We start from the raw sequence: 17839 nt of genomic DNA on the forward strand, positions 1-17839 counted from the left end.
CGGCGATAGTCATGGACGTGGGCGCGTGCGTTTTTGGCAGGGCAAGCGATTGTCGGGCCGCGATTGAACCGGCAGGATTCAGGTTGTTTCGATGAGTGAAAGGCCGCCCATTTCACCCCGGAGTCCGCGGGCCGCGCTCGAGCCCGAGCAACTTCCGCCGCCGCCCAAGCGGTCGGACCGTGCGCGCAATCCGTTCGTCATCGTCGGCAACGCCATCATCACCCTTCTGCTGATCGCCATGCTCGGCGCCGGCGGCGTCTATTATTACGGCCGCCAGGTGCTTGAGGCGCCCGGACCGCTGAAGGAGGACAAGATCGTCAACATCCCGCAGCGTGCGGGCAAGCGCGACATCGCCGAGACGCTGAACCGGGAAGGCGTGACAGACGTCAATCCCTGGGTGTTCATCGCCAGCGTCGCCGCGTTGAAGGCGAGCTCGGACCTCAAGCCAGGTGAGTATTCGTTCCAGAAGAACGCCTCGCTGCGCGACGTCATCGGCACCATCGTCGAGGGCAAGGTGGTGCAGCACGCGGTCACGATACCGGAAGGGTTGACCTCCGAGCAGATCGTGGCGCGGCTGTCCGACAACGACATCTTCACCGGCAGCGTGCGCGAGCTGCCGCGCGAAGGCACGCTGCTTCCGGAGACCTACAAATTCCCGCGCGGCACGCCGCGCGAGCAGGTGGTCCAGCGCATGCAGCAGGCGCACAAGCGCGTGCTGACGGAGATCTGGGAACGCCGCAATCCCGACATTCCGGTCAAGACGCCGGAGCAGCTGGTCACGCTGGCGTCCATCATCGAGAAGGAAACCGGCAAGCCCGACGAGCGCAGCCGCGTCGCCGCGGTGTTCGTCAACCGGCTGAAGCAGCGGATCAAGCTGCAGTCCGATCCGACCATCATCTACGGCCTCGTCGGCGGCAAGGGCACGCTGGGCCGGCCGATCAAGCGCAGCGAGATCACGCAGCCCTCGCCCTACAATACCTATGTGATCGAGGGCCTGCCGCCGGGCCCGATCGCCAACCCCGGCCGCGCCTCGCTGGAAGCCGCCGCCAATCCGGCCCGCACCCGCGACCTGTTCTTCGTCGCGGACGGCACCGGCGGGCATGCCTTCACCGAGACCTACGACGCGCACCAGAAGAACGTCGCCAAGCTGCGCGCGATGGAGAAGCAGATCCAGAACGACACGGTCGAGCCGGCCGAGGACGCGCAGCCGCCGGCGGCTGCCGGGTCCGGCGCTGCCGACGCGCCGACCGCCACCACGCCGGCGCGGCCCAATCAGCAGAAGAAGCCGCCGGCGGCACGCCCGGCTGGCCCAGCCAATCCCGCACCGGCCCGACAGGGCGCAGTGCAGGGCTCGCCGCCGGTGGTCCAGCGCTAAAGCCCGCGCGCAGACCAGCTGCCGGGCATTGCTGATTCCACTTTCCGGCAAAATAGTCTTAAGATTCGCGTGGCTTGATGGCCTCGCGAATCCCGTGTTCCTGGAGAATCTGAACTGATGGCGCTGTCGTCCATGACCGGCTTTGCGAGATGCCACGGCGCGAGCGGGCCGTATACGTTCGAATGGGAGTTGAAGTCGGTCAACGCCAAGGGCTTCGACTTGCGCGTGCGGCTGCCGCAGGGCTTTGACGAGCTCGAGGCCCATGCCAAGAAGCGCGCCGGCGAGCTGCTCTCGCGCGGCACCGTCTACGCCAATCTCAACGTCAAGCGCACCAACGCCGCCGCCACGGTGCGCGTCAACGAGGACGTGCTCAACGCCGTGCTGAAGGCCGCCGCGCTGATCTCGGGGAAGGTCGAAGCGGTGGCGCCGAGCATCGATGGCCTGCTCGCCATCAAGGGCGTCGTCGAGGTCGCCGAGCCCGAGGGCGACGAGGAGGAGGACAAGGCCGCGCGCGGTGCTGCCGCCGAGGCCTTCGACAAGGCGCTCGACGAGCTCGTCGCGATGCGCAAGCGCGAGGGGACCTCGCTCGGGCAGATCCTGACCCAGCGCGTCGACGAGATCGAGCAGCTGGCGAAAAAAGCGGAAGCCGCGCCCGGCCGCAAGCCGGAGGCGATCAAGGCGAAGCTGGCTGAACAGATTGCAGCGCTGCTCGACACCTCCGACCGTTTCGATTCCGACCGCCTGATGCAGGAGGCGATCCTGATCGCCACCAAGGCCGATATCCGCGAGGAGCTCGACCGCATCGCCTCGCACGTCGCGCAGGCGCGCGAGCTGATCGGCAAGGGCGGCCCGATCGGCCGCAAGCTCGACTTCCTGGCGCAGGAGTTTCACCGCGAGGTCAACACCTGCTGCTCGAAGTCGAACGACATCGAGCTGACCAATACGGGCCTCGCCATGAAGAACGTGGTCGAGCAGTTCCGCGAGCAGGTCCAGAATCTGGAGTGATCGATGACGACGGGCGGTCACGGAACTGACGGTGTCGAACGGCGCGGATTGATGTTCGTGCTGTCCTCGCCATCAGGCGCGGGCAAGACGACGCTGTCGCGTCTTTTGATCGAGCGGATGCCCGGCCTGAAAATGTCGGTCTCGGCGACCACGCGGCCCATGCGCCCGGGCGAGGTCAACGGCAAGGATTACACGTTCGTCGACAAGGCGACGTTCGATGCGATGGTCAAGGCCGACGAACTGCTGGAATGGGCGACCGTGTTCGACAACAGCTACGGCACGCCGCGCGGCCCTGTCGAGGCGGCTCTGTCGGCAGGCCAGGATGTGCTGTTCGACATCGACTGGCAAGGGACTCAGCAGTTGAAGCAGAAGGCGCGCGCCGACGTCGTCAGCGTCTTCATCCTGCCGCCCTCGGCGGCCGACCTCGAGAAGCGCCTGCACTCGCGCGCGCAGGATTCCGACGAGGTGATCCGCAAGCGCATGAGTCGCGCCAGCGACGAGATGAGTCACTGGGCCGAGTACGACTACATCGTGATCAACCACGCGGTCGACGAGGCGTTCGCGGAGGTGCAGTCGATCCTGAAGGCCGAGCGCCTCAAGCGCGAGCGGCGGATCGGCCTCGTAGGCTTCGTTCGAAGTTTGCAAGGTCAGCTTCAAGGTTAGGCCGCGACAGTCGCGGCCCTTGCTTGGCCAGCTGTTCCAGCATCGTCGTGATGCCGTCGACGTCGACGGCATCGGCGTCACGACCTGCCGACGCGTCATCGTGATCCTTGCCGATCTCGCCAGCGGCGAGCTTGGGCGCTGCGGCGACGGGCTGGAATATCTTCTCGACCATCTCGACCTTGGTGCTTCTGGTCTCGACGGGTTGTGCGGCCGGAGCGGCGGCACGTTGTCTGCGCGCGTCGATCAGCTCGATCTCGCGGCCGATCGCGGCAAGCTTCGTCGCTTGTCTTGTCGGTTGCGGACGTGCCGCATCGAAGTCGATCGGGCGCGGCGGCTGGGCGGCGGCCGGCGGTGAATCGCGCCAGGGCGCACGGCTTCCCTCCTGGTTCTGCGCCTGCCAATCGTCCCAACGCCCGTGACGGTCCGCCGACCGGAGCCGGACGCGCGCGCCGGCGAAGCGGTAGATGAGGCTGGCCAGGATTCCAGCGAGCGCGAGCGCGCCGCCGATCACGAGCAGCAGCATCTGCAGCGAGCCGGTCGGCTTCTCAGTCGTGCTGTTGTCTGCCGCAGCGAGCGCCACGGGCGAGGAGGATTTCGACGGCTTTGCGCTCGGCTGCGCGACAGCGGTCGGTGCCGGCGACGACGCGGGGGGAGCGGATGCAGTGGAGACATCGGGCCAGGGTGCGGCGCCAGCGGGTTGCTGCGCGTTGCCGTCAGCGGCCTGGTCCGCGGATTGTTGCACCGGCGCGGCAGCGGCGGCTTGCATCGGCACGTTCGCCGTCTTGGCAGCAGCAGTTCCGCGCGGCGTCGGATATTCGGCGCGCGCGTCCTGCACCGGGTTCTGCTGCGGCGCCGGCGCGTCCGCGGTCGATGGATCGCTCACGGCCGGGGCGGCCTGCGCGGTCCTCGCGCTCTCCTTCTCACCGGCGGCGCGCAGATACCAGCATTTCCGCTTCGTCGTGCGATCCAGGCGATAGTACCAGTGCTGGCCCTGCGGCGCGGCATCCTTCGGCAAAGCCAGGCAGTCGGGGGCCGCATTGGCGGTGCTCGATGGTGCAGGCGCGTTCTGCGACACGGCGGCTAATGGCGCGCCGGCAAGGATGCTGCCAACCAGCGCGGATACGAACTTTGCGGTGCGGTTGCCCATCCTGGTCTCCCGGTTACGCATGACGCAACTCTTAACCACCCCTTTGTCATCAAAGACTTGGGTGGCAATGAGCCGCAAATCCGGAGAGGATGTGGCTTGAATCGGGCCTGCGCGGCGTTCGTTCCGAGCCGGATGTGACTCTTCAACACCAGGATCAGAGTTCCACGCCGCGACCTCAGCCGCGTTGACATGATAATTAGTTTCTACTAATCATTAGTCACAGCTTATTATAACTCGAACAGGCATGGCATCGGGCGGCGAGTTTCTATGGCTAAAGACAGCGCACAACTGGCTGCTCTCGGCGATCCGACCCGCAGGCGGATATTCGAGCTCGTGGGTGCACGGCCACGCACCGTCGCTGAGATCACGCGACAGCTGACCGTGTCCCAGTCGGCCGTCTCACAACATCTCAAGGTGCTGCGCGAATCTCGCTTGGTTCGTGCAGAGCCGAAGGGTGCCAGCAACGTCTATCACATCGATCCAGCAGGGCTCGGCCAGATGCGCGCGTGGCTCGACCGCTTCTGGAGCGACACGCTGGCAGCCTACAAATTGGCCGTCGAAAAACCATCGGAGGGATCCAAATGAACACACGTGTATCGGCTGCGCCCGTAAAACATTCCATCGTCGTCGAGGCGCCGATCGAGCGCGCGTTCAAGGTCTTCACCGAAGACTTCGGCAGCTTCAAGCCGCGCGAGCACACTCTACTCGCCGTTCCCATTGCGGAGACTGTATTCGAGCCTCGGGTGGGCGGAAGCATCTATGATCGGGGGATCGACGGCAGCGAATGCCGCTGGGCACGCGTGTTGGCGTTTGAACCACCCAACCGAGTCCTCTTGAGCTGGGACATCAGCCCGCGCTGGCAAATCGAAACAGATCCCGCCAAGACGAGTGAATGGGAGGTCCGGTTCATTGCGGAGACACCAAGCCGGACCCGCTTGGAGCTGGAGCACCGTCACCTCGATCGGCATGGCGAGGGCTGGGAAGGCGTCCGCAGCGGCGTTGACAGTGATCAGGGTTGGCCGCTCTATCTGCGGCAGTTTGCCGAGCTGATGGCCGGCAAGGGTTGACGCGCCTTTCCACCGCCGCGTCATGATGAGCTGGAGAGGCCCTATCGAGCCTTGCTCCGATAGGGCCTGGAAACTTCTCACCTCCGCAGCCGTTATTTCGCGGCTGAGGAGACGTCATGCCAGTCAAGGATCAGATCAAGAATTTCGCCAAGAAGCTGGTGGAGGAGCAGCCCGATGCGGCGACCCTGCGGGCGCTGGTGCGGGCCCGCAAGCCGACCGCCATGCACTTTCGCGACGACGGCATCGTGCCGAACAATCCGCGCTTCCCGGCGCTGCTCTATCGCCGGGCGGTGAAGCTGAACGGTCGGCGCTTTCCGCCCGAGGTCGTCATCGACACGCTGTTCGACACGAACGGCTGGGGCCGGTCGTGGCGCCACACCGTGTACGACTTCGTCCACTATCATTCGCAGATCCATGAAGTGATGGGGGTGGCGCGCGGTGCGGCGCGGATCGAGTGCGGCGGGATCAAGGGCCGCATCCTGAATGTGAAAGCCGGCGACGTTCTGGTCCTGCCCGCGGGCACCGGCCACCGGCTGATCGAGTCCAGCCGGGACTTTCTGGTCGTCGGAGCCTACCCGCAGGACGGCACCTATGACGAGTGCACCGACACGCGCCAGCGTCCTGACGCGGTCAAGCGCATCGCCAAGGTCCGCAAGCCGAAGACGGATCCCGTGCTGGGGAGCGACGGGCCGCTGCTCGCCGCGTGGCGGAGCGCTCAGCTCAGATAATCCGGCGTGAAATCCGCCAGTCTGCGCAACTCGTCGGGCTGCAGCAGCTCGATCTCGCTGCCTTCCCAGGCGATGAACCCGCGATGCCTCAGCTCCTGGATGGTGCGATTGACGTGGACGATCGACAGTCCGCAGGCGTCCGCGACGTGCCGTTGCGTCATCGGCATCTGGAAACCGTTCCCTTTGACCAGGCCGACGACCGCCAGCCTTGCGGCCAGCTCGCAGATGAGGTGCGCGACCTTGGGCAACGCCGCCTGCGCGCCGAGGCGGGCGATCCATTGCCGCGAGATCGCCGCGTCGACCAGCGTCTCGCGCCAGAAGGCGCGGGTCAGGTGGATCGAGCTGTCGAGCAGCTGGCGGAGCTGGCTGTGGGCGACGGTGCCGACGATGGTCGGGCCGAGCCCCACCAGGTCCGCGTCCGTCGGCGAGACCAGCAGCGTGTGCAGGCACGGCATGTCGCCGGGAACATGGAAGGCGAGGGTCTGGCTGCGATCGCCGACGATGCGCGACTGGTACAGGAAGCCGCTGACGACGAAGACGCAGCGGGTCGCGGTCTCGCCCTGGCGCAGCACGATCTCGCCATCCGAGACCTGGCGCAGCGTGGACGGCAAGCCCGCGATCTGTCGGCGCTCGTCCTCGGACAGGCCTTCGATCGCTTGCAGACGGGCGATGAACTTCGGATGCGGCATGGGCCTCGCGTGCCGCTTCAGCCGTCCCGCGGCCCCGGCGCCTCGGCCAAGCGACGCGACAGTTTCGCAAGTGTCCCGTCGGAAACGGGCGCGGATCGGAACTCGAGGATGGCGCGGGCGAGCTCCTGATCCGACATCGGCCGGACCGGCTCCTTCAGCCTTCCCTTCAGCAAGGCATCGTTGATGCTGTCCAGATGCTCGCCCGCCTCGGATGCGAACAGGCGGCGGATGCGCTCCAGCAGAGTGGTACTTTTCATGAGAAGGCCGGCTCGTCCGAAATCGGGGGGATTGGTGTGGCTGCGATCGGTGCGTCGCAAGCCGGTTAGCAACCTGTGCTTCCGATCTGCGTTCTAGTCCGCTGAACGCAAGCCGGACGTATCATTTGATAGGACCGGCGCGATTATTGGCGGCCCCATGGAAAAAGCTCACGACGTGCTGATACGGAACCTCGGCGAGCACACCGCGCTCGCAGATGAGGATATGGCCGAGATTCGCGCGCTGACCTTGTTGCTGCGCGATTTCGCGCCCAACGAGGATTTCATCCGCCAAGGCGACGAACCCGAGCATTCCGCTTTGGTCGTCTCCGGCATGGTCGCCCGCTACCACCTGCTCGGCAGCGGGCGGCGGCAATATTTGGCGTTCCATCTCACCGGCGATCTCCCGGACGCGCAGGGGCTGTTCATCGACCAGATGGATCACGGGCTCAGTGCGCTCGGGCCGGCGTCGGTCGCGTTCATCCCGCACCGCGAATTGTTCATCGCGTTCCGGCGGCGGCCGACCTTCAGCCTTGCCGTCTGGCGCGAGACTCTGCGCGATGCCGCGATCTTTCGCGAGGCCATCACCAACAACAGCGCCCGGCCGATGCAGGCGCGCATGGCGCACCTGTTTTGCGAGCTGTTCTACCGCGCCCGCGCGGCGCAGCTGGTGCGCGGCAATCGTTGCCGCGTGCCGATCAGCCTCGCGCAACTCGGCGAGACGCTCGGCATGGCGATCGCGACGGTGAACCGGACCCTCGGCGATCTCAGGCGCAGCGGAGCGATGGATCTTCGTGACGGCGAACTGGTCGTGCTGAAATGGCGCGAGCTGCAGCGGCTCGGCGATTTCAGTCCGGCCTATCTGCATCTGAAGCGGCAGTCGCCGCCGCTTGGGTGAGTCGGAGGCGTCAACCCTCCGCGGTTGCCGCTCCACCGCGCACCTCGTCAAAATGCTTCTTCACCCAATCGTTGCAGCAGCAGGCCCTTGCTTCGAGCGCTGCTGCATCGAGGATCAGGATGGCGCCGCGGCGGGTCGCGAGGATGCGCCGCGCCTTGAACATCTGGATGACGCGGCTGGCATAGCTGCGGGAGACGCCCAGCATGCCGGCGAGCTGCTCGTGGGTGAGGGGAATCTCAGCTCCGCCGATATGTTCATGCGCGGAGATGATCCACTTGGCGGCACGCTGCTCGATCGAATGTGCAGCGTTGCAGGCCGCGGTCTGCAGCAGCTGCGCGAACTGGCAGTCGGCATAGCGCGCGAAGGCCTCCTGGAGTGTCGCCGACCTCTGCTGCGCCTGCTCGAGCGCGCGCAGCGGCAGCCGCACCAGGGTGCCGCCGAGCTTCACGATCATGCGCGAATAGGCGAGCGAAGGGCTGCGGCCGGCGGCGATCCCCACCGCGCCCTCGCGCCCGACCAGCAGGCTTTCCACCTCGCGATCGTCCTCGACCGGCACGGCGAACGACACCAGCGCGGGCCCGCATGGAAAATGGACCGCGGCGACATCGTCGCCGGCGTGATGCAGGACGTGGCTCGCCTCGAGTTCGACCGGCTGGAGGTGAGGCGCGAGCAGCTCGAAATCCGGATCATTGAGCTGCCGGAGCAGATCGTTCTGGGGCCGACCGGTCACATCGTGTTCTCTTGGGCGGGCCGGGAATCGGCGCCAGCGGCAAACCTACGTTTCCGCGGCGGAACCGACGGTTCCAAAGTGCACACAACGGGCGGTCGGGCGTTGAAAACTACAGCACGACGTCGTGTGCTTCAGCTGGCTGGACGGCAGCGAGGATCGTCAGCCGCAGCGGACTTCGCGATCCCCCGCCAGTCGGCCTTGTGCCGCAGCCGCGCGGTAAGCGTCGATCGCCTTGTTGGCGAGCATCAATTGCCGGCGCTCACCGGTTCGAAGCTGGGCCTCGATGGCGTCGAGCAGGAAGTTCGCGGTCGCGTCCGGCGGCCCGAGCTCGCCGCTCTTCTCCAGGCAGCTCCAGGCGATGAAGAACGCGCTTTCGACGGTGCAACGGATCGACATGCGCAGCCAACGCGGCGCGGCCGCAGGCGTTCCGTGCGGCGGGCGAGACTTGCGTCGGACCCGCCCGCGCTGTTGTCAGTTCTTCAGCACGATGCGGCCGACGACCTTGCCGGCGCGCAATTCGTCGATCCATTTCTGCACGTCGCCCATCGGCTCCTCGCGCATCGGCGTCGGCTTGATCTTGCCGGCGCGGGCGAGCGCCATCAGCTCGTGGGCTTCGGCGAGCGTGCCGACCATGAAACCTTCGATGGTCATGCGCTTGTACACCCATTGCACCATCGGCAGCGTGAACTGGCCGCCCATCAGGCCGGACACCACGATTTTGCCGCCGCGCGCGGCAACCGCGACGGCAAAGGCCATCGACTTCTCGTTGCCGGCGAAATCGACGATCTCGTCGAAGCCGCCCTCGGTCTCCTTCAGGATGCGCTTGATGACGTCGGGCTCGGCCGGATCGTAGGCCACCGCGGCACCGTTCTTGAGTGCGGTCTCGCGCGCGGCCGGCGAGAGGTCGGCGACCGTGATCGGCTGCTTGAACATCGCCTGCGCGAACGACAGGCCCATCATGCCGACGCCGCCGAGGCCGATCAGCAGCAAATTGCGTTGGCGTGGCCGGTCGACCAGGCGCTTGAGCGCGCCATAGGCGGTGACGCCGGAGCACATCAAGGTCGCGGCCTGGTTGACGGGCAGGGGATCGTAGTCGAGCAGGTACTTTGCGTCGGGGACCAGAACGTGGGTGGCGAAGCCGCCGTCGATGGAGACGCCGAGGAAGCGTTGCTTCACACAAAGGTTCTCGTCGCCATTGGCGCAATCGCGGCACTGACCGCAGCCGATCCACGGGAACACCGCCTTTTTGGCGCCGACGAGGCTGGAGGGAACATCGGGGCCGACCTCGTCCACGACGCCGGCGATCTCGTGGCCGAGCGTGAAGGGCAGCGTCATGCCGCGCGTGGTGTCGAGCTTCCTGCCGCCGCCGAGATCGGCATAGCCGTCCTGGATGTGGAGATCGGAGTGGCAGAGGCCGCAGCGCTCGATGCGGACCAGAACCTCGGCGCCTTTCGGCTTCGGCGTGTCGACGATGGTCTCGCACAAGGGCGCATCGAACTTGACCAGGGACTGCCGACGCATCAACGCCATTTTCTTTCCTCCGGAATTCTTGGTTACTCGGCTTCGCTGCGTATATCCGCCAATTCACGGGCCATGGCAACAAAGCCGGAGATGGGAATGGTCTCGGCGCGCCGCGTCGCATCGACGCCGGCGGCCTGCGCAAGCCGTGCCGGATCGACGCCGAGCGATTTGAGGCTTTGCCGCAGCATCTTCCGGCGCTGGCCGAACGCGGCGGCGGCGACCTGCTCGAGCAGCCTGCGATCACACGGCAGCGGCTCCGGCCGCGGCTTGAGGCGCACGACGGAGGACGTGACCTTCGGCGGCGGCACGAAGGCCGACGGCGCAATGTCGAACAGGATCTTGGTCTCGCAGCGCCAATTGGCGAGCACGCCGAGCCGGCCATAGGCCTCCTCGTCCTCGCGCGCGACGATGCGCTCGCCGACCTCGCGCTGGAACATCAGCACCATCATCTCGTACCAGGGCGGCCAGGGCTCGGTAATGAGCCAGTTGATCAGAAGCTGTGTCGCGATGTTGTAGGGCAGGTTGGCGACGATTTTTGCTCTTTCACCATTGAGCAGCGGGCGCGGATCGAAGGTCATGGCATCGCCATGCACGATCTCGAGCCGGTCAGGATAGCGCGCGGCAATATCCTGCAAGGCCGGGATCGCGCGCTCGTCGTGCTCGATGGCGATGACGCGTCTCGCGCCGAGCGCGAGCAGCGCGCGCGTCAGCCCGCCGGGACCCGGGCCGATCTCGACGATCGTGGAATCTTCCAGCGGTGCCGCCGCGCGCGCGATGCGGGCGGTGAGATTGAGGTCGAGCAGAAAATTCTGGCCGAGCGATTTGCGCGCCGACAGTGCGTGCTGGCGAATGACCTCGCGCAGCGGCGGGAGGTCGTCGATCGCGCTCATCAGCTTTGCGACGCCGCCATGCGGCTCGCAAGCTTGAGCGCGGCGATCAGGCTCGCCGGATTGGCCTTGCCGGTGCCGGCGATGTCGAAGGCGGTGCCGTGATCGGGCGAGGTGCGGATGAAGGGCAGTCCGAGCGTGACGTTGACGGCGTCGTCGAAGGCGACGGTCTTGATCGGGATCAGCGCCTGGTCGTGATACATGCAGACCGCGCAATCATAGGTTCGTCGCGCCGCCTCGTGGAACATGGTGTCGGCGGGCAGCGGACCCCTGGCCTCGATGCCGTCGTTGCGCAGCACTTTCAGCGCCGGGGCGATGACGGTCTGCTCCTCGTGGCCGAGCGACCCGTCCTCGCCGGCATGGGGATTGAGGCCGGAGATCGCGATGCGCGGCGTTGCGATGCCGAAGCGGGATTTCAGCTCGGCGGCGACGATGCGGACGGTCGAGACGATCAGCTCGCTGGTGAGCTCTCCCAGCGCATCGCGCAGCGAGACGTGGATGGTCACCGGCACGACGGCGAGCTGCGGCGACCACAGCATCATCACCGGCTGCGGCACGCGGCCGCTCTCCGCGGCGAGCTCGGCGAGGAATTCGGTGTGGCCGGGATGACGGAAGCCGGCGCGGTAGAGCACGCTCTTGGCGATCGGGTTGGTGACGACGGCGCCGGCACGGCCTGCGCGCACGTCGATGACCGCCTGCCGGATCGAGGCGAGTGCGGCCGGCGCGCTGGATGAATCGGGCTTGCCGGGCTCGGCGGTGGCGCGCTCGCCGGTCGCGACCACGGGCAGGGCATCCTTGAAGGCGGACGTCGCCTCTCCGGGGCTCACCGTGGCGATCCTGATGTCGGTGCCGAGTGCCTTGGCGCGGCGCGCGATCAGCGCCTCGTCGCCGAGCAGATAGAAGGCGGGCAGGTTCAGCTCGCCCCGGCTGCGCCAGGCTGCGATCGTGATGTCGGGACCGATGCCGGCGGGCTCTCCCAGGGTGAGGGCAAGGGGCTTGGCTGCGGACCTGGTGGAGGGCTCTGGGTGGGGCTTGGCCATCAGCGGTTGCGATATTCGATCATCGCCGCCTTGCGGAGCTCGTCGAGATAGGCCTTCTGCGTCTTCTCGTACTTCTCCTGATACATCTTCTCGCGGACCTCACGCTTCTTCGGCGTGTCGATCATGGTCGGCTTGCGCGAGCACAGCACCACCATCTCGATGCCGTTCTTGGTCATCTCGGGCGCGGTCAGATGGCCGATCGCGGTGTCGTCGAGCACCTTGCGCAGCGGCTCGGGCAGCTCGGCGGTGGTCTTGGTGACGGCGTCGCGGATGGTGGCGTTCGGGGTCGAGCGGAACAGCGAATTGGCCTCCTCGCAGCTCCCGACGCGGGCGCGATAGGACTCGGCTTCTTTCTTCCGGGTTTCCAGGAACGCCGCCGACGAGCCGCGCGGCACGATCAGCACGATCGGCTGCATCTTGTACTCGATGCCCTCGACCTGCAGCTTATCGCCGGTCTGCGCCTGCACGGCCTGCGCGACGTCGCGCTCGCCGACCAGCAGCTTCTCCTTGAAGCGGCCGCGCACGAGGCTGCCCCAGACCATCTCGGCCCTCATGCGGCTCTTCAGCGTCTCCGAGCGGACACCCTTGGTTTCGAGCGTCTTGGTGAGCTGGTCCGGTGTGATGCGCATGCGCTGCGCCATGCCGTCATAGGACTGGTTGATGTCGGACACGCCGGGATCTACGCCGTACTTCTTGCCTTCCTTGATCTTCACCTTGTCGTCGATCAGCTCGTTGATGACCTCCTGCCGGCTCGGGGTCTTCTGCGTCGTCAGCTGGTCGAGCTTGGTGCGCTGCTCGATGTCGAAATCGGTGATGGGATCGCCGTTGACCATCACGACGATGTTTTGCGCGCGCGACGGTGAGGGCAGGGCGGCCAACATCAGTCCGGCACCGATGGCGAGAAGGAGGCGGAAGATAGGCAATGGCGTCGTCATGATGTCGCTCGCATGTCGACCGCGTTGAGATAGGGCAAACGCGGCCGACACTTTAAACTGTTCACTGGAGGCCGGCGGAACTGCTGCTCGTCGACGAGTTCGCCAGCGTGCGCAGGCCGATTTGGAACATGAACGCGTGGCTCAGCGTGGGCGGTGCGGTGCCCGCGGAATAGCTATACGAAGTTACGTAATTCGCCGCCAGCACGAAGCAATCGTCGACATAGCCGGCACCGAGCACGTATTGGTTGATCTTGTTGGCCTCGAGGTCCCAGCGCGCCGAGCCCGACACCACCCAGTTGGTCGCGACCTTCAGCGAGCCCGTCGTCAGGATGCCCTCGCGGCGGGTCAGATAGCCCAATTCCGGCTGGGCTGCGTAATTGCCGTACAGCACGCTGACCGACCAGCGATTGAAGTTGGCGCGGCCTTCCGCCTCGAAGCGCTGCACGTTCCAGGTCTGCTCGTCCATGCGGGAGCGGACGCTGAACGTGTAGGTGCTGTTCGGCGAGTAGCTGGCGCTGGTGACGTAATCGGACCGCGGCTTGTCGAGGCCGGAGTTCAGGCCGGTGTTGATGGCATCCTGGACCGCGAAGGAGTTCAGGCCGAACAGGTGGTAGGACTGGCCGAACAGCACCTTGACGGCGCCGCCCCTGTCGAACTGCGTGGTGGACTGCACGCCGACATTGGCGCGGCCGCCGCCCTCGACACGGTCGTAGCCGGAGAACTTGTCGACGTTGAACAGGTTCGCGGCGTCGAACACCAGGCTCTGGGCGTCCTCGTTCGGTAGCCTGCCGGCATAGGTCTCGTTCGGACGGATGATGATCTGCGCGATCGGCTCGAGCGTGGTCGAGCCCCAGGGCTGAACGTTGATGAACGGATAGCGGTACTCGAGGCCCACGGTCGGCATCAGGCGGAACGCCTCGGTGTCGCCGACGGGCAGGTAGTTCGACACGCCGGGCTGGTTGGAGACCGAGGATTTGATCGCGTCTGCGCGCAGGCTCGCGAACGGCGTCCAGATCTGGCCGAACGGGTCGGTGAAGGACTTGCGCCACTGCGCTTCCGCCGAGAGGCGGGTGTAGGTGCCGGGGAAGCCGCGCAACAGGCACTGCGCGGGCATCCGCGCCAGCGGATCGGCCGATGCCGTGGTGCACAGGCCGTTGGTGTTGGCGAGCGTCGTGATCGGGTCGAACACCGCATCGTCGCGCGACAGGTTCACGAAATTGGTCTTGTAGCTGAACTCGCCGCCGAAGACGGGATAGTTGAGCACGTTGGAGTAGTCGATCACCGGGTAGACGATCGGCACCTGGCTCTGGTTGCCCGAATAGCTCAGCCAGTACATCGTGCGCGCATCGAAGAAGCTGCGGTTGCCGACGCCGGTCAGATAGAGCTGCGACAGCGCTTCCGTCGGCAGCAACAGGAACGAGCCGAGCGGATCGCGGTATTGATAGAGCCGATAATCCGAGAAGAAATAGTAGTCGGACATCAGGACGCCGTCCCAGCCCCAGACCCATTTGTCGTTCAGCGCGAACTGACCCTTGGTGTCGATGGCGCCGCGGAACTCGCGGTCGCCGGGCTGCCCGGCGAATGCTCCGGGATCGAGCTGGTAGATGCCGTAGGCGCGGATCTGGTAGGCGCCGTCGATCAGGCGCTGGCGGAATTCGCCCTGCAGCAGCGCGCCTTGCCGCGACAAGAAGCGCGGGGTGATGGTTGCGTCCATGTCGGGCGCGATCGCCCAGTAATAGGGAACCTCGACGCCATAGCCCGTGTTCGTCGTGCCGGAAATATAACCCGGCATCAGGAAGCCGGATTTACGCTTCACGGTGGGGTCGGGGGTCGAGAAATAGGGCATGTAGGCGAGCGGCACGCCGAAGAATTCGAGCTGCGCCGTCTCGAAATACAGCATCTTCTCCTGCTGATCGTGGATGATGCGGGCACCCTTGACCTGCCACAGCGGCGGCTTCTTCGGATCCTCCTTACACGGCGCGCAGGCCGTGTAGACGCCGTTCTCGAACACCGTGTAATTGCCGCTGGAGCGGTCGGCGCGGCTCGCGGCCATACGGGTCTGATCGGCCGTGTCCACGCGCAGCGAATCGACGAAACCGTCGCGGTAATCGTCGGAGAGATCCATGATCTCGGCATAGGTGATCTTGCCGTCGGCATCCGTCATGCGGATGTTGCCTTCGGCATGCAGCCGCTTGGTCTTCTGGTCGTAGATGACCCGGTCGGCCTCGACGCTCGTGCCGTTGTAGAACAGCTGCACGTTACCGACGGCGGAGACGCGCGAATTGTTGTAGTCGTAGTCGACCTCGGTGGCCTGAACCAGCATCTGGTTGTCGTTGGGGGCCCTCGGCGGCTTCGGACGCGGCGGCAGCGGATTGTAGGTGAAGCTCTGGGCCTTAGCCGGCGCCACGGCAGCGTCGATCAAGCCGCCCAGCGAGGCAGCCGCGACGACGGCAAGCAGGAGCCTGCGGACGGACAAGCCGCACCCGTTCGCGCGCACCAATGTGCGCCGCGTCAAACGAGACACGAGCCCTCGGCGGACGGCAGTCACTATCCGTCCTCCTGATAGAGCAAGGCCAAAAAGCCGGTGAGGCCGCCCACCACAACGGGCAACCACGCCGCAGCGATCGGATGCATCAACTCAGCCTTGCTCAAGTCCTCAGTTACTTTCGACAGAACGTAGAGCAGAAAGCCTGCGCCCACGCCACTCAAAACCATCTTCTGCACGCCGCCCATCCGGAAGAAGCGCAACGACACGGAGGCCGCGAGCATCACCATGGCTGCGAGCAAAAACGGCTGTGCCAGAAGCTTCTGATACTGGAGTCGGTATCCGGCTGTCGCGAAGCCCGAGCTCTCGGAGGAGCGGATGTAGCTCGGTAGTTGCCAAAAGGACACAGTCTCGGGGGTGGAAAAGCTGTTGCGGACCTGCGCCTCGGTCAGCGTGGTCGGTATCTCAAGAACGGGCTGGTCGATCGGCGGTCCGTCCAGCGAGAAGCGGCGGACGCTCTTGAACAGCCAGCGGCCCGACTCCAGCGTCGCCTCGCGCGCCTCGACCCGCTCCTTGAAGTGCTGGTCCTGGTCGAACCGGAACAGCGTCAGCCCGGTGAGCCGGATGCCCTGCTGCTCGCTGCGCGCCGCATTGATGATGGTCTGGCCGTCGTTGGTGAGCTGGTTGAGCCAGAAGCCGGAGGCGTCCTGAATGCCGCCGCCGGGCGCCGAGCCGAACAGCTCGGCCTCCATGCGCTTGGACAGCTCGCGCAAATTGGCCGACATCGGATTGTAGGCGACGGTGGCGATCACCCCGATCAGCAGCGCACTGCCGAGCGCCGGCGAGATGAACTGCCAGGCGGAGATGCCCGCCGCGCGCGCCACCACGAGCTCGAGCCGGCGGGAGAGGGCGAGATAGCAGGTCATGGCGCCGATCAGCATGCAGAACGGCGTCAGCTTCTCCAGCAGTTGTGGCACCCGGAACAGCGAAGTCTCGGCCACCATGATCGCGGAGGCGGAGGCGAGCCCTGAGGTCTTGCGTACCATCTCGATGTAATCGACCAGCACCAGCAGCAGGAAAATGCCGCCGAAGACGCCGAGCGCGGCGACCACGAAGCGGCCGGCGAAATAGCGCCCGAGTGTGTTGGTGAGCATGCTCATGCGGTGGCCGGACGTCCGAACAGCCGCGCGATCCGTGCGTTCGACCTGTTGATGGCCTCCATCAGGCCGGGAGGCGCTTCGACCACGACGCCGCCGATGATCATCCACAGCCCAGCGCCGATCGCGCCGAAGACCATCGCATATTGGACCAGCACCGGGCTCGGCGACTTCACCGCCATCACCGAGCAGGCAAAGCCGGCCATGCGCAGGCCGAACACCGCGACGATCGACGAGGCGATCGAGAAGTTGCGGCTCTGGCGGGTGGTGCGCGGCGCTCCGAGGAAGGCAAAGGTCAGCACCGCAAAGGCGAAGGGATAGATCGGCGCGAGCAGGCTGTCGTGCAGGGCCGCGCGGAACTGCCCGGGAATCTCCTTGTAGACGGGATCGGTCTCGGATGGCCAGAGCAGCTCCCAGAGATAGCGCTCGCGAATGCCGAGGGTGACGTCGCGGCCCTTCGAGAATTTCGACATGTCGAAGCCGTAGCGGCCGAAGGCCACCAGCGCCGGATCGCGCTTGCCCGCCTCGAAGCGCTGGAGATTGCCGGTCTCCAGCACCAGGAACGAGCCGGTCTCGTTCTTCACGACCTCGCCGCGCTCGGCGACGATCGAGACGCGCTCGTTCCGATCGCGCCGGTCGTCGATGAAGATGCCGGCAAGGATGCCGCCCGGCTGGCGTTCGCGAATCCGGATCGTGAGGTTCTCGTCGAGCCGGGCGAAGCGGCCGGGCTGCAGGATGTTGGTGAGCACGTCGGCGGTGATCTCGGCATCCCACTGCTTGATCCGCCGCATGCCGTCCGGGGCGAGATAGGCCGCGATGAAGGCGACCAGCAGGGCCACCACGCAGGTGGCGTAGAAGAACGGATAGAACAGCCGGAACGGCGAGAAGCCGGCGGCATTCATCACGATGATCTCGGAATCGGTCGCGAGCTTGTTCAGCGTGTGCGAGATCGCGATCATCAGCGCGATCGGCGAGATGATCAGGACCAGGGCCGGGATCACGAGGCTGGTGATGCCGAGGAAGGTGAGAATGGTCTGACCCTGGCTCGTCATCAGGTCGATGCCGCGCAACGCCTGCGTAATCCAGATCACGCCGGTGAGGCTGACCAGGACCAGCGCAAACGACGCCAGCGTCGTGCGGAAGATATACCTATCGATCGACCCCATGCGCTACCGCACGAACCCACCCAAGTCCCCAATGTCGACCAGAATTCCGGCGGTCCAACCAATCCCCGTCAGGGGATCCCCAAGGTCGGCCG

At 65.8% G+C, this 17839-nt stretch carries 19 protein-coding genes; 7 read left to right on the plus strand and 12 right to left on the minus strand.

What is annotated here, in order from left to right:
• The first annotated feature begins 91 nt into the window (after positions 1 to 91).
• The 3 genes from mltG (at position 92) to gmk (ending at position 3043) form a co-directional block, all read left to right on the plus strand.
• Positions 92 to 1375: an endolytic transglycosylase MltG gene (gene mltG / locus AB7M16_RS36530; RefSeq protein ID WP_172786451.1), complete on the plus strand. Its 1284-nt coding sequence runs from the start codon at positions 92 to 94 to the stop codon at positions 1373 to 1375.
• Positions 1376 to 1492: 117 nt separating this feature from the next.
• Positions 1493 to 2380: a YicC/YloC family endoribonuclease gene (locus AB7M16_RS36535; protein WP_453946975.1), complete on the plus strand. Its 888-nt coding sequence runs from the start codon at positions 1493 to 1495 to the stop codon at positions 2378 to 2380.
• A 3-nt stretch (positions 2381 to 2383) separates the two neighbouring features.
• On the plus strand, positions 2384 to 3043 hold the full coding sequence (gene gmk, locus AB7M16_RS36540; RefSeq protein WP_172786453.1) for a guanylate kinase: 660 nt from the start codon (positions 2384 to 2386) through the stop codon (positions 3041 to 3043).
• Here the strand turns inward: gmk and AB7M16_RS36545 are convergent.
• Positions 2976 to 4268: a hypothetical protein gene (locus AB7M16_RS36545; RefSeq protein ID WP_453946976.1), complete on the minus strand. Its 1293-nt coding sequence runs from the start codon at positions 4266 to 4268 to the stop codon at positions 2976 to 2978. The genes gmk and AB7M16_RS36545 overlap by 68 nt on opposite strands.
• A gap of 189 nt (positions 4269 to 4457) precedes the next feature.
• Between AB7M16_RS36545 and AB7M16_RS36550 the strand changes: the two genes are divergently transcribed.
• The 3 genes from AB7M16_RS36550 (at position 4458) to AB7M16_RS36560 (ending at position 5985) form a co-directional block, all read left to right on the plus strand.
• Entirely contained in the window at positions 4458 to 4775 is a 318-nt protein-coding gene (locus AB7M16_RS36550; protein ID WP_212257542.1) for an ArsR/SmtB family transcription factor, read from the plus strand.
• Positions 4772 to 5257, plus strand: a complete 486-nt coding sequence (locus AB7M16_RS36555) for an SRPBCC family protein (protein WP_260383415.1) — start codon at positions 4772 to 4774, stop codon at positions 5255 to 5257. Before AB7M16_RS36550 ends, AB7M16_RS36555 begins: the two co-directional genes overlap by 4 nt.
• Positions 5258 to 5373: 116 nt before the next feature.
• The gene (locus AB7M16_RS36560; protein WP_453946979.1) at positions 5374 to 5985 is read left to right on the plus strand and encodes a cupin; all 612 of its coding nucleotides are present in this window, start codon (positions 5374 to 5376) and stop codon (positions 5983 to 5985) included.
• Here the strand turns inward: AB7M16_RS36560 and AB7M16_RS36565 are convergent.
• Both AB7M16_RS36565 and AB7M16_RS36570 read right to left on the minus strand, forming a co-directional pair.
• Entirely contained in the window at positions 5973 to 6674 is a 702-nt protein-coding gene (locus tag AB7M16_RS36565) for a Crp/Fnr family transcriptional regulator (RefSeq protein WP_453946980.1), read from the minus strand. The two genes, AB7M16_RS36560 and AB7M16_RS36565, sit on opposite strands and share 13 nt — an antisense overlap.
• Before the next feature lie 17 nt (positions 6675 to 6691).
• The gene (locus AB7M16_RS36570) at positions 6692 to 6931 is read right to left on the minus strand and encodes a hypothetical protein (protein ID WP_172786459.1); all 240 of its coding nucleotides are present in this window, start codon (positions 6929 to 6931) and stop codon (positions 6692 to 6694) included.
• Positions 6932 to 7088: 157 nt separating this feature from the next.
• Here AB7M16_RS36570 and AB7M16_RS36575 point away from each other — a divergent pair, with 157 nt between their 5' ends.
• Positions 7089 to 7826 carry a Crp/Fnr family transcriptional regulator gene (locus AB7M16_RS36575; protein ID WP_172786460.1) on the plus strand — a complete coding sequence of 246 codons (738 nt, stop codon included), beginning with the start codon at positions 7089 to 7091 and terminating at the stop codon, positions 7824 to 7826.
• Positions 7827 to 7836: 10 nt separating this feature from the next.
• Here AB7M16_RS36575 and AB7M16_RS36580 read toward each other — a convergent pair whose 3' ends face one another.
• The 9 genes from AB7M16_RS36580 to lptF form a co-directional block, all read right to left on the minus strand.
• Positions 7837 to 8556: a Crp/Fnr family transcriptional regulator gene (locus AB7M16_RS36580; RefSeq protein ID WP_260383419.1), complete on the minus strand. Its 720-nt coding sequence runs from the start codon at positions 8554 to 8556 to the stop codon at positions 7837 to 7839.
• A gap of 159 nt (positions 8557 to 8715) precedes the next feature.
• Positions 8716 to 8952, minus strand: coding sequence for a hypothetical protein (locus AB7M16_RS36585; protein WP_212257547.1), 237 nt, complete (start codon positions 8950 to 8952; stop codon positions 8716 to 8718).
• A 75-nt stretch (positions 8953 to 9027) separates the two neighbouring features.
• Entirely contained in the window at positions 9028 to 10086 is a 1059-nt protein-coding gene (locus tag AB7M16_RS36590) for an alcohol dehydrogenase (RefSeq protein ID WP_172786463.1), read from the minus strand.
• A 23-nt stretch (positions 10087 to 10109) separates the two neighbouring features.
• Positions 10110 to 10967: a 16S rRNA (adenine(1518)-N(6)/adenine(1519)-N(6))-dimethyltransferase RsmA gene (gene rsmA, locus AB7M16_RS36595; protein WP_439400702.1), complete on the minus strand. Its 858-nt coding sequence runs from the start codon at positions 10965 to 10967 to the stop codon at positions 10110 to 10112.
• A complete protein-coding gene (gene pdxA / locus AB7M16_RS36600) occupies positions 10967 to 12004 on the minus strand; it encodes a 4-hydroxythreonine-4-phosphate dehydrogenase PdxA (RefSeq protein WP_172786465.1) in 1038 nt (345 codons plus the stop codon). Before pdxA ends, rsmA begins: the two co-directional genes overlap by 1 nt.
• Positions 12004 to 12939, minus strand: a complete 936-nt coding sequence (locus AB7M16_RS36605; protein WP_172786466.1) for a peptidylprolyl isomerase — start codon at positions 12937 to 12939, stop codon at positions 12004 to 12006. Before AB7M16_RS36605 ends, pdxA begins: the two co-directional genes overlap by 1 nt.
• A 61-nt stretch (positions 12940 to 13000) precedes the next feature.
• Complete coding sequence (locus AB7M16_RS36610) at positions 13001 to 15487, minus strand: LPS assembly protein LptD (RefSeq protein ID WP_439400700.1); 2487 nt, start codon at positions 15485 to 15487, stop codon at positions 13001 to 13003.
• Positions 15487 to 16584 carry an LPS export ABC transporter permease LptG gene (gene lptG / locus AB7M16_RS36615; protein WP_172786468.1) on the minus strand — a complete coding sequence of 366 codons (1098 nt, stop codon included), beginning with the start codon at positions 16582 to 16584 and terminating at the stop codon, positions 15487 to 15489. Before lptG ends, AB7M16_RS36610 begins: the two co-directional genes overlap by 1 nt.
• On the minus strand, positions 16581 to 17747 hold the full coding sequence (lptF, locus tag AB7M16_RS36620) for an LPS export ABC transporter permease LptF (RefSeq protein WP_172786469.1): 1167 nt from the start codon (positions 17745 to 17747) through the stop codon (positions 16581 to 16583). Before lptF ends, lptG begins: the two co-directional genes overlap by 4 nt.
• Positions 17748 to 17839 lie beyond the last annotated feature (92 nt).

The organism is Bradyrhizobium sp. USDA 372 (genome assembly GCF_053629095.1).

What these genes read in the sequence shown, in the direction of transcription:
- mltG (WP_172786451.1), top strand. Translation starts at nt 92, where the DNA reads ATGAGTGAAAGGCCGCCCATTTCACCCCGGAGTCCGCGGGCCGCGCTC.
- AB7M16_RS36535 (WP_453946975.1), top strand. Translation starts at nt 1,493, where the DNA reads ATGGCGCTGTCGTCCATGACCGGCTTTGCGAGATGCCACGGCGCGAGC.
- gmk (WP_172786453.1), top strand. Translation starts at nt 2,384, where the DNA reads ATGACGACGGGCGGTCACGGAACTGACGGTGTCGAACGGCGCGGATTG.
- AB7M16_RS36550 (WP_212257542.1), top strand. Translation starts at nt 4,458, where the DNA reads ATGGCTAAAGACAGCGCACAACTGGCTGCTCTCGGCGATCCGACCCGC.
- AB7M16_RS36555 (WP_260383415.1), top strand. Translation starts at nt 4,772, where the DNA reads ATGAACACACGTGTATCGGCTGCGCCCGTAAAACATTCCATCGTCGTC.
- AB7M16_RS36560 (WP_453946979.1), top strand. Translation starts at nt 5,374, where the DNA reads ATGCCAGTCAAGGATCAGATCAAGAATTTCGCCAAGAAGCTGGTGGAG.
- AB7M16_RS36565 (WP_453946980.1), bottom strand. Translation starts at nt 6,674, where the DNA reads ATGCCGCATCCGAAGTTCATCGCCCGTCTGCAAGCGATCGAAGGCCTG.
- AB7M16_RS36570 (WP_172786459.1), bottom strand. Translation starts at nt 6,931, where the DNA reads ATGAAAAGTACCACTCTGCTGGAGCGCATCCGCCGCCTGTTCGCATCC.
- AB7M16_RS36575 (WP_172786460.1), top strand. Translation starts at nt 7,089, where the DNA reads ATGGAAAAAGCTCACGACGTGCTGATACGGAACCTCGGCGAGCACACC.
- AB7M16_RS36585 (WP_212257547.1), bottom strand. Translation starts at nt 8,952, where the DNA reads ATGTCGATCCGTTGCACCGTCGAAAGCGCGTTCTTCATCGCCTGGAGC.
- AB7M16_RS36590 (WP_172786463.1), bottom strand. Translation starts at nt 10,086, where the DNA reads ATGGCGTTGATGCGTCGGCAGTCCCTGGTCAAGTTCGATGCGCCCTTG.
- rsmA (WP_439400702.1), bottom strand. Translation starts at nt 10,967, where the DNA reads ATGAGCGCGATCGACGACCTCCCGCCGCTGCGCGAGGTCATTCGCCAG.
- pdxA (WP_172786465.1), bottom strand. Translation starts at nt 12,004, where the DNA reads ATGGCCAAGCCCCACCCAGAGCCCTCCACCAGGTCCGCAGCCAAGCCC.
- AB7M16_RS36605 (WP_172786466.1), bottom strand. Translation starts at nt 12,939, where the DNA reads ATGACGACGCCATTGCCTATCTTCCGCCTCCTTCTCGCCATCGGTGCC.
- lptG (WP_172786468.1), bottom strand. Translation starts at nt 16,584, where the DNA reads ATGAGCATGCTCACCAACACACTCGGGCGCTATTTCGCCGGCCGCTTC.
- lptF (WP_172786469.1), bottom strand. Translation starts at nt 17,747, where the DNA reads ATGGGGTCGATCGATAGGTATATCTTCCGCACGACGCTGGCGTCGTTT.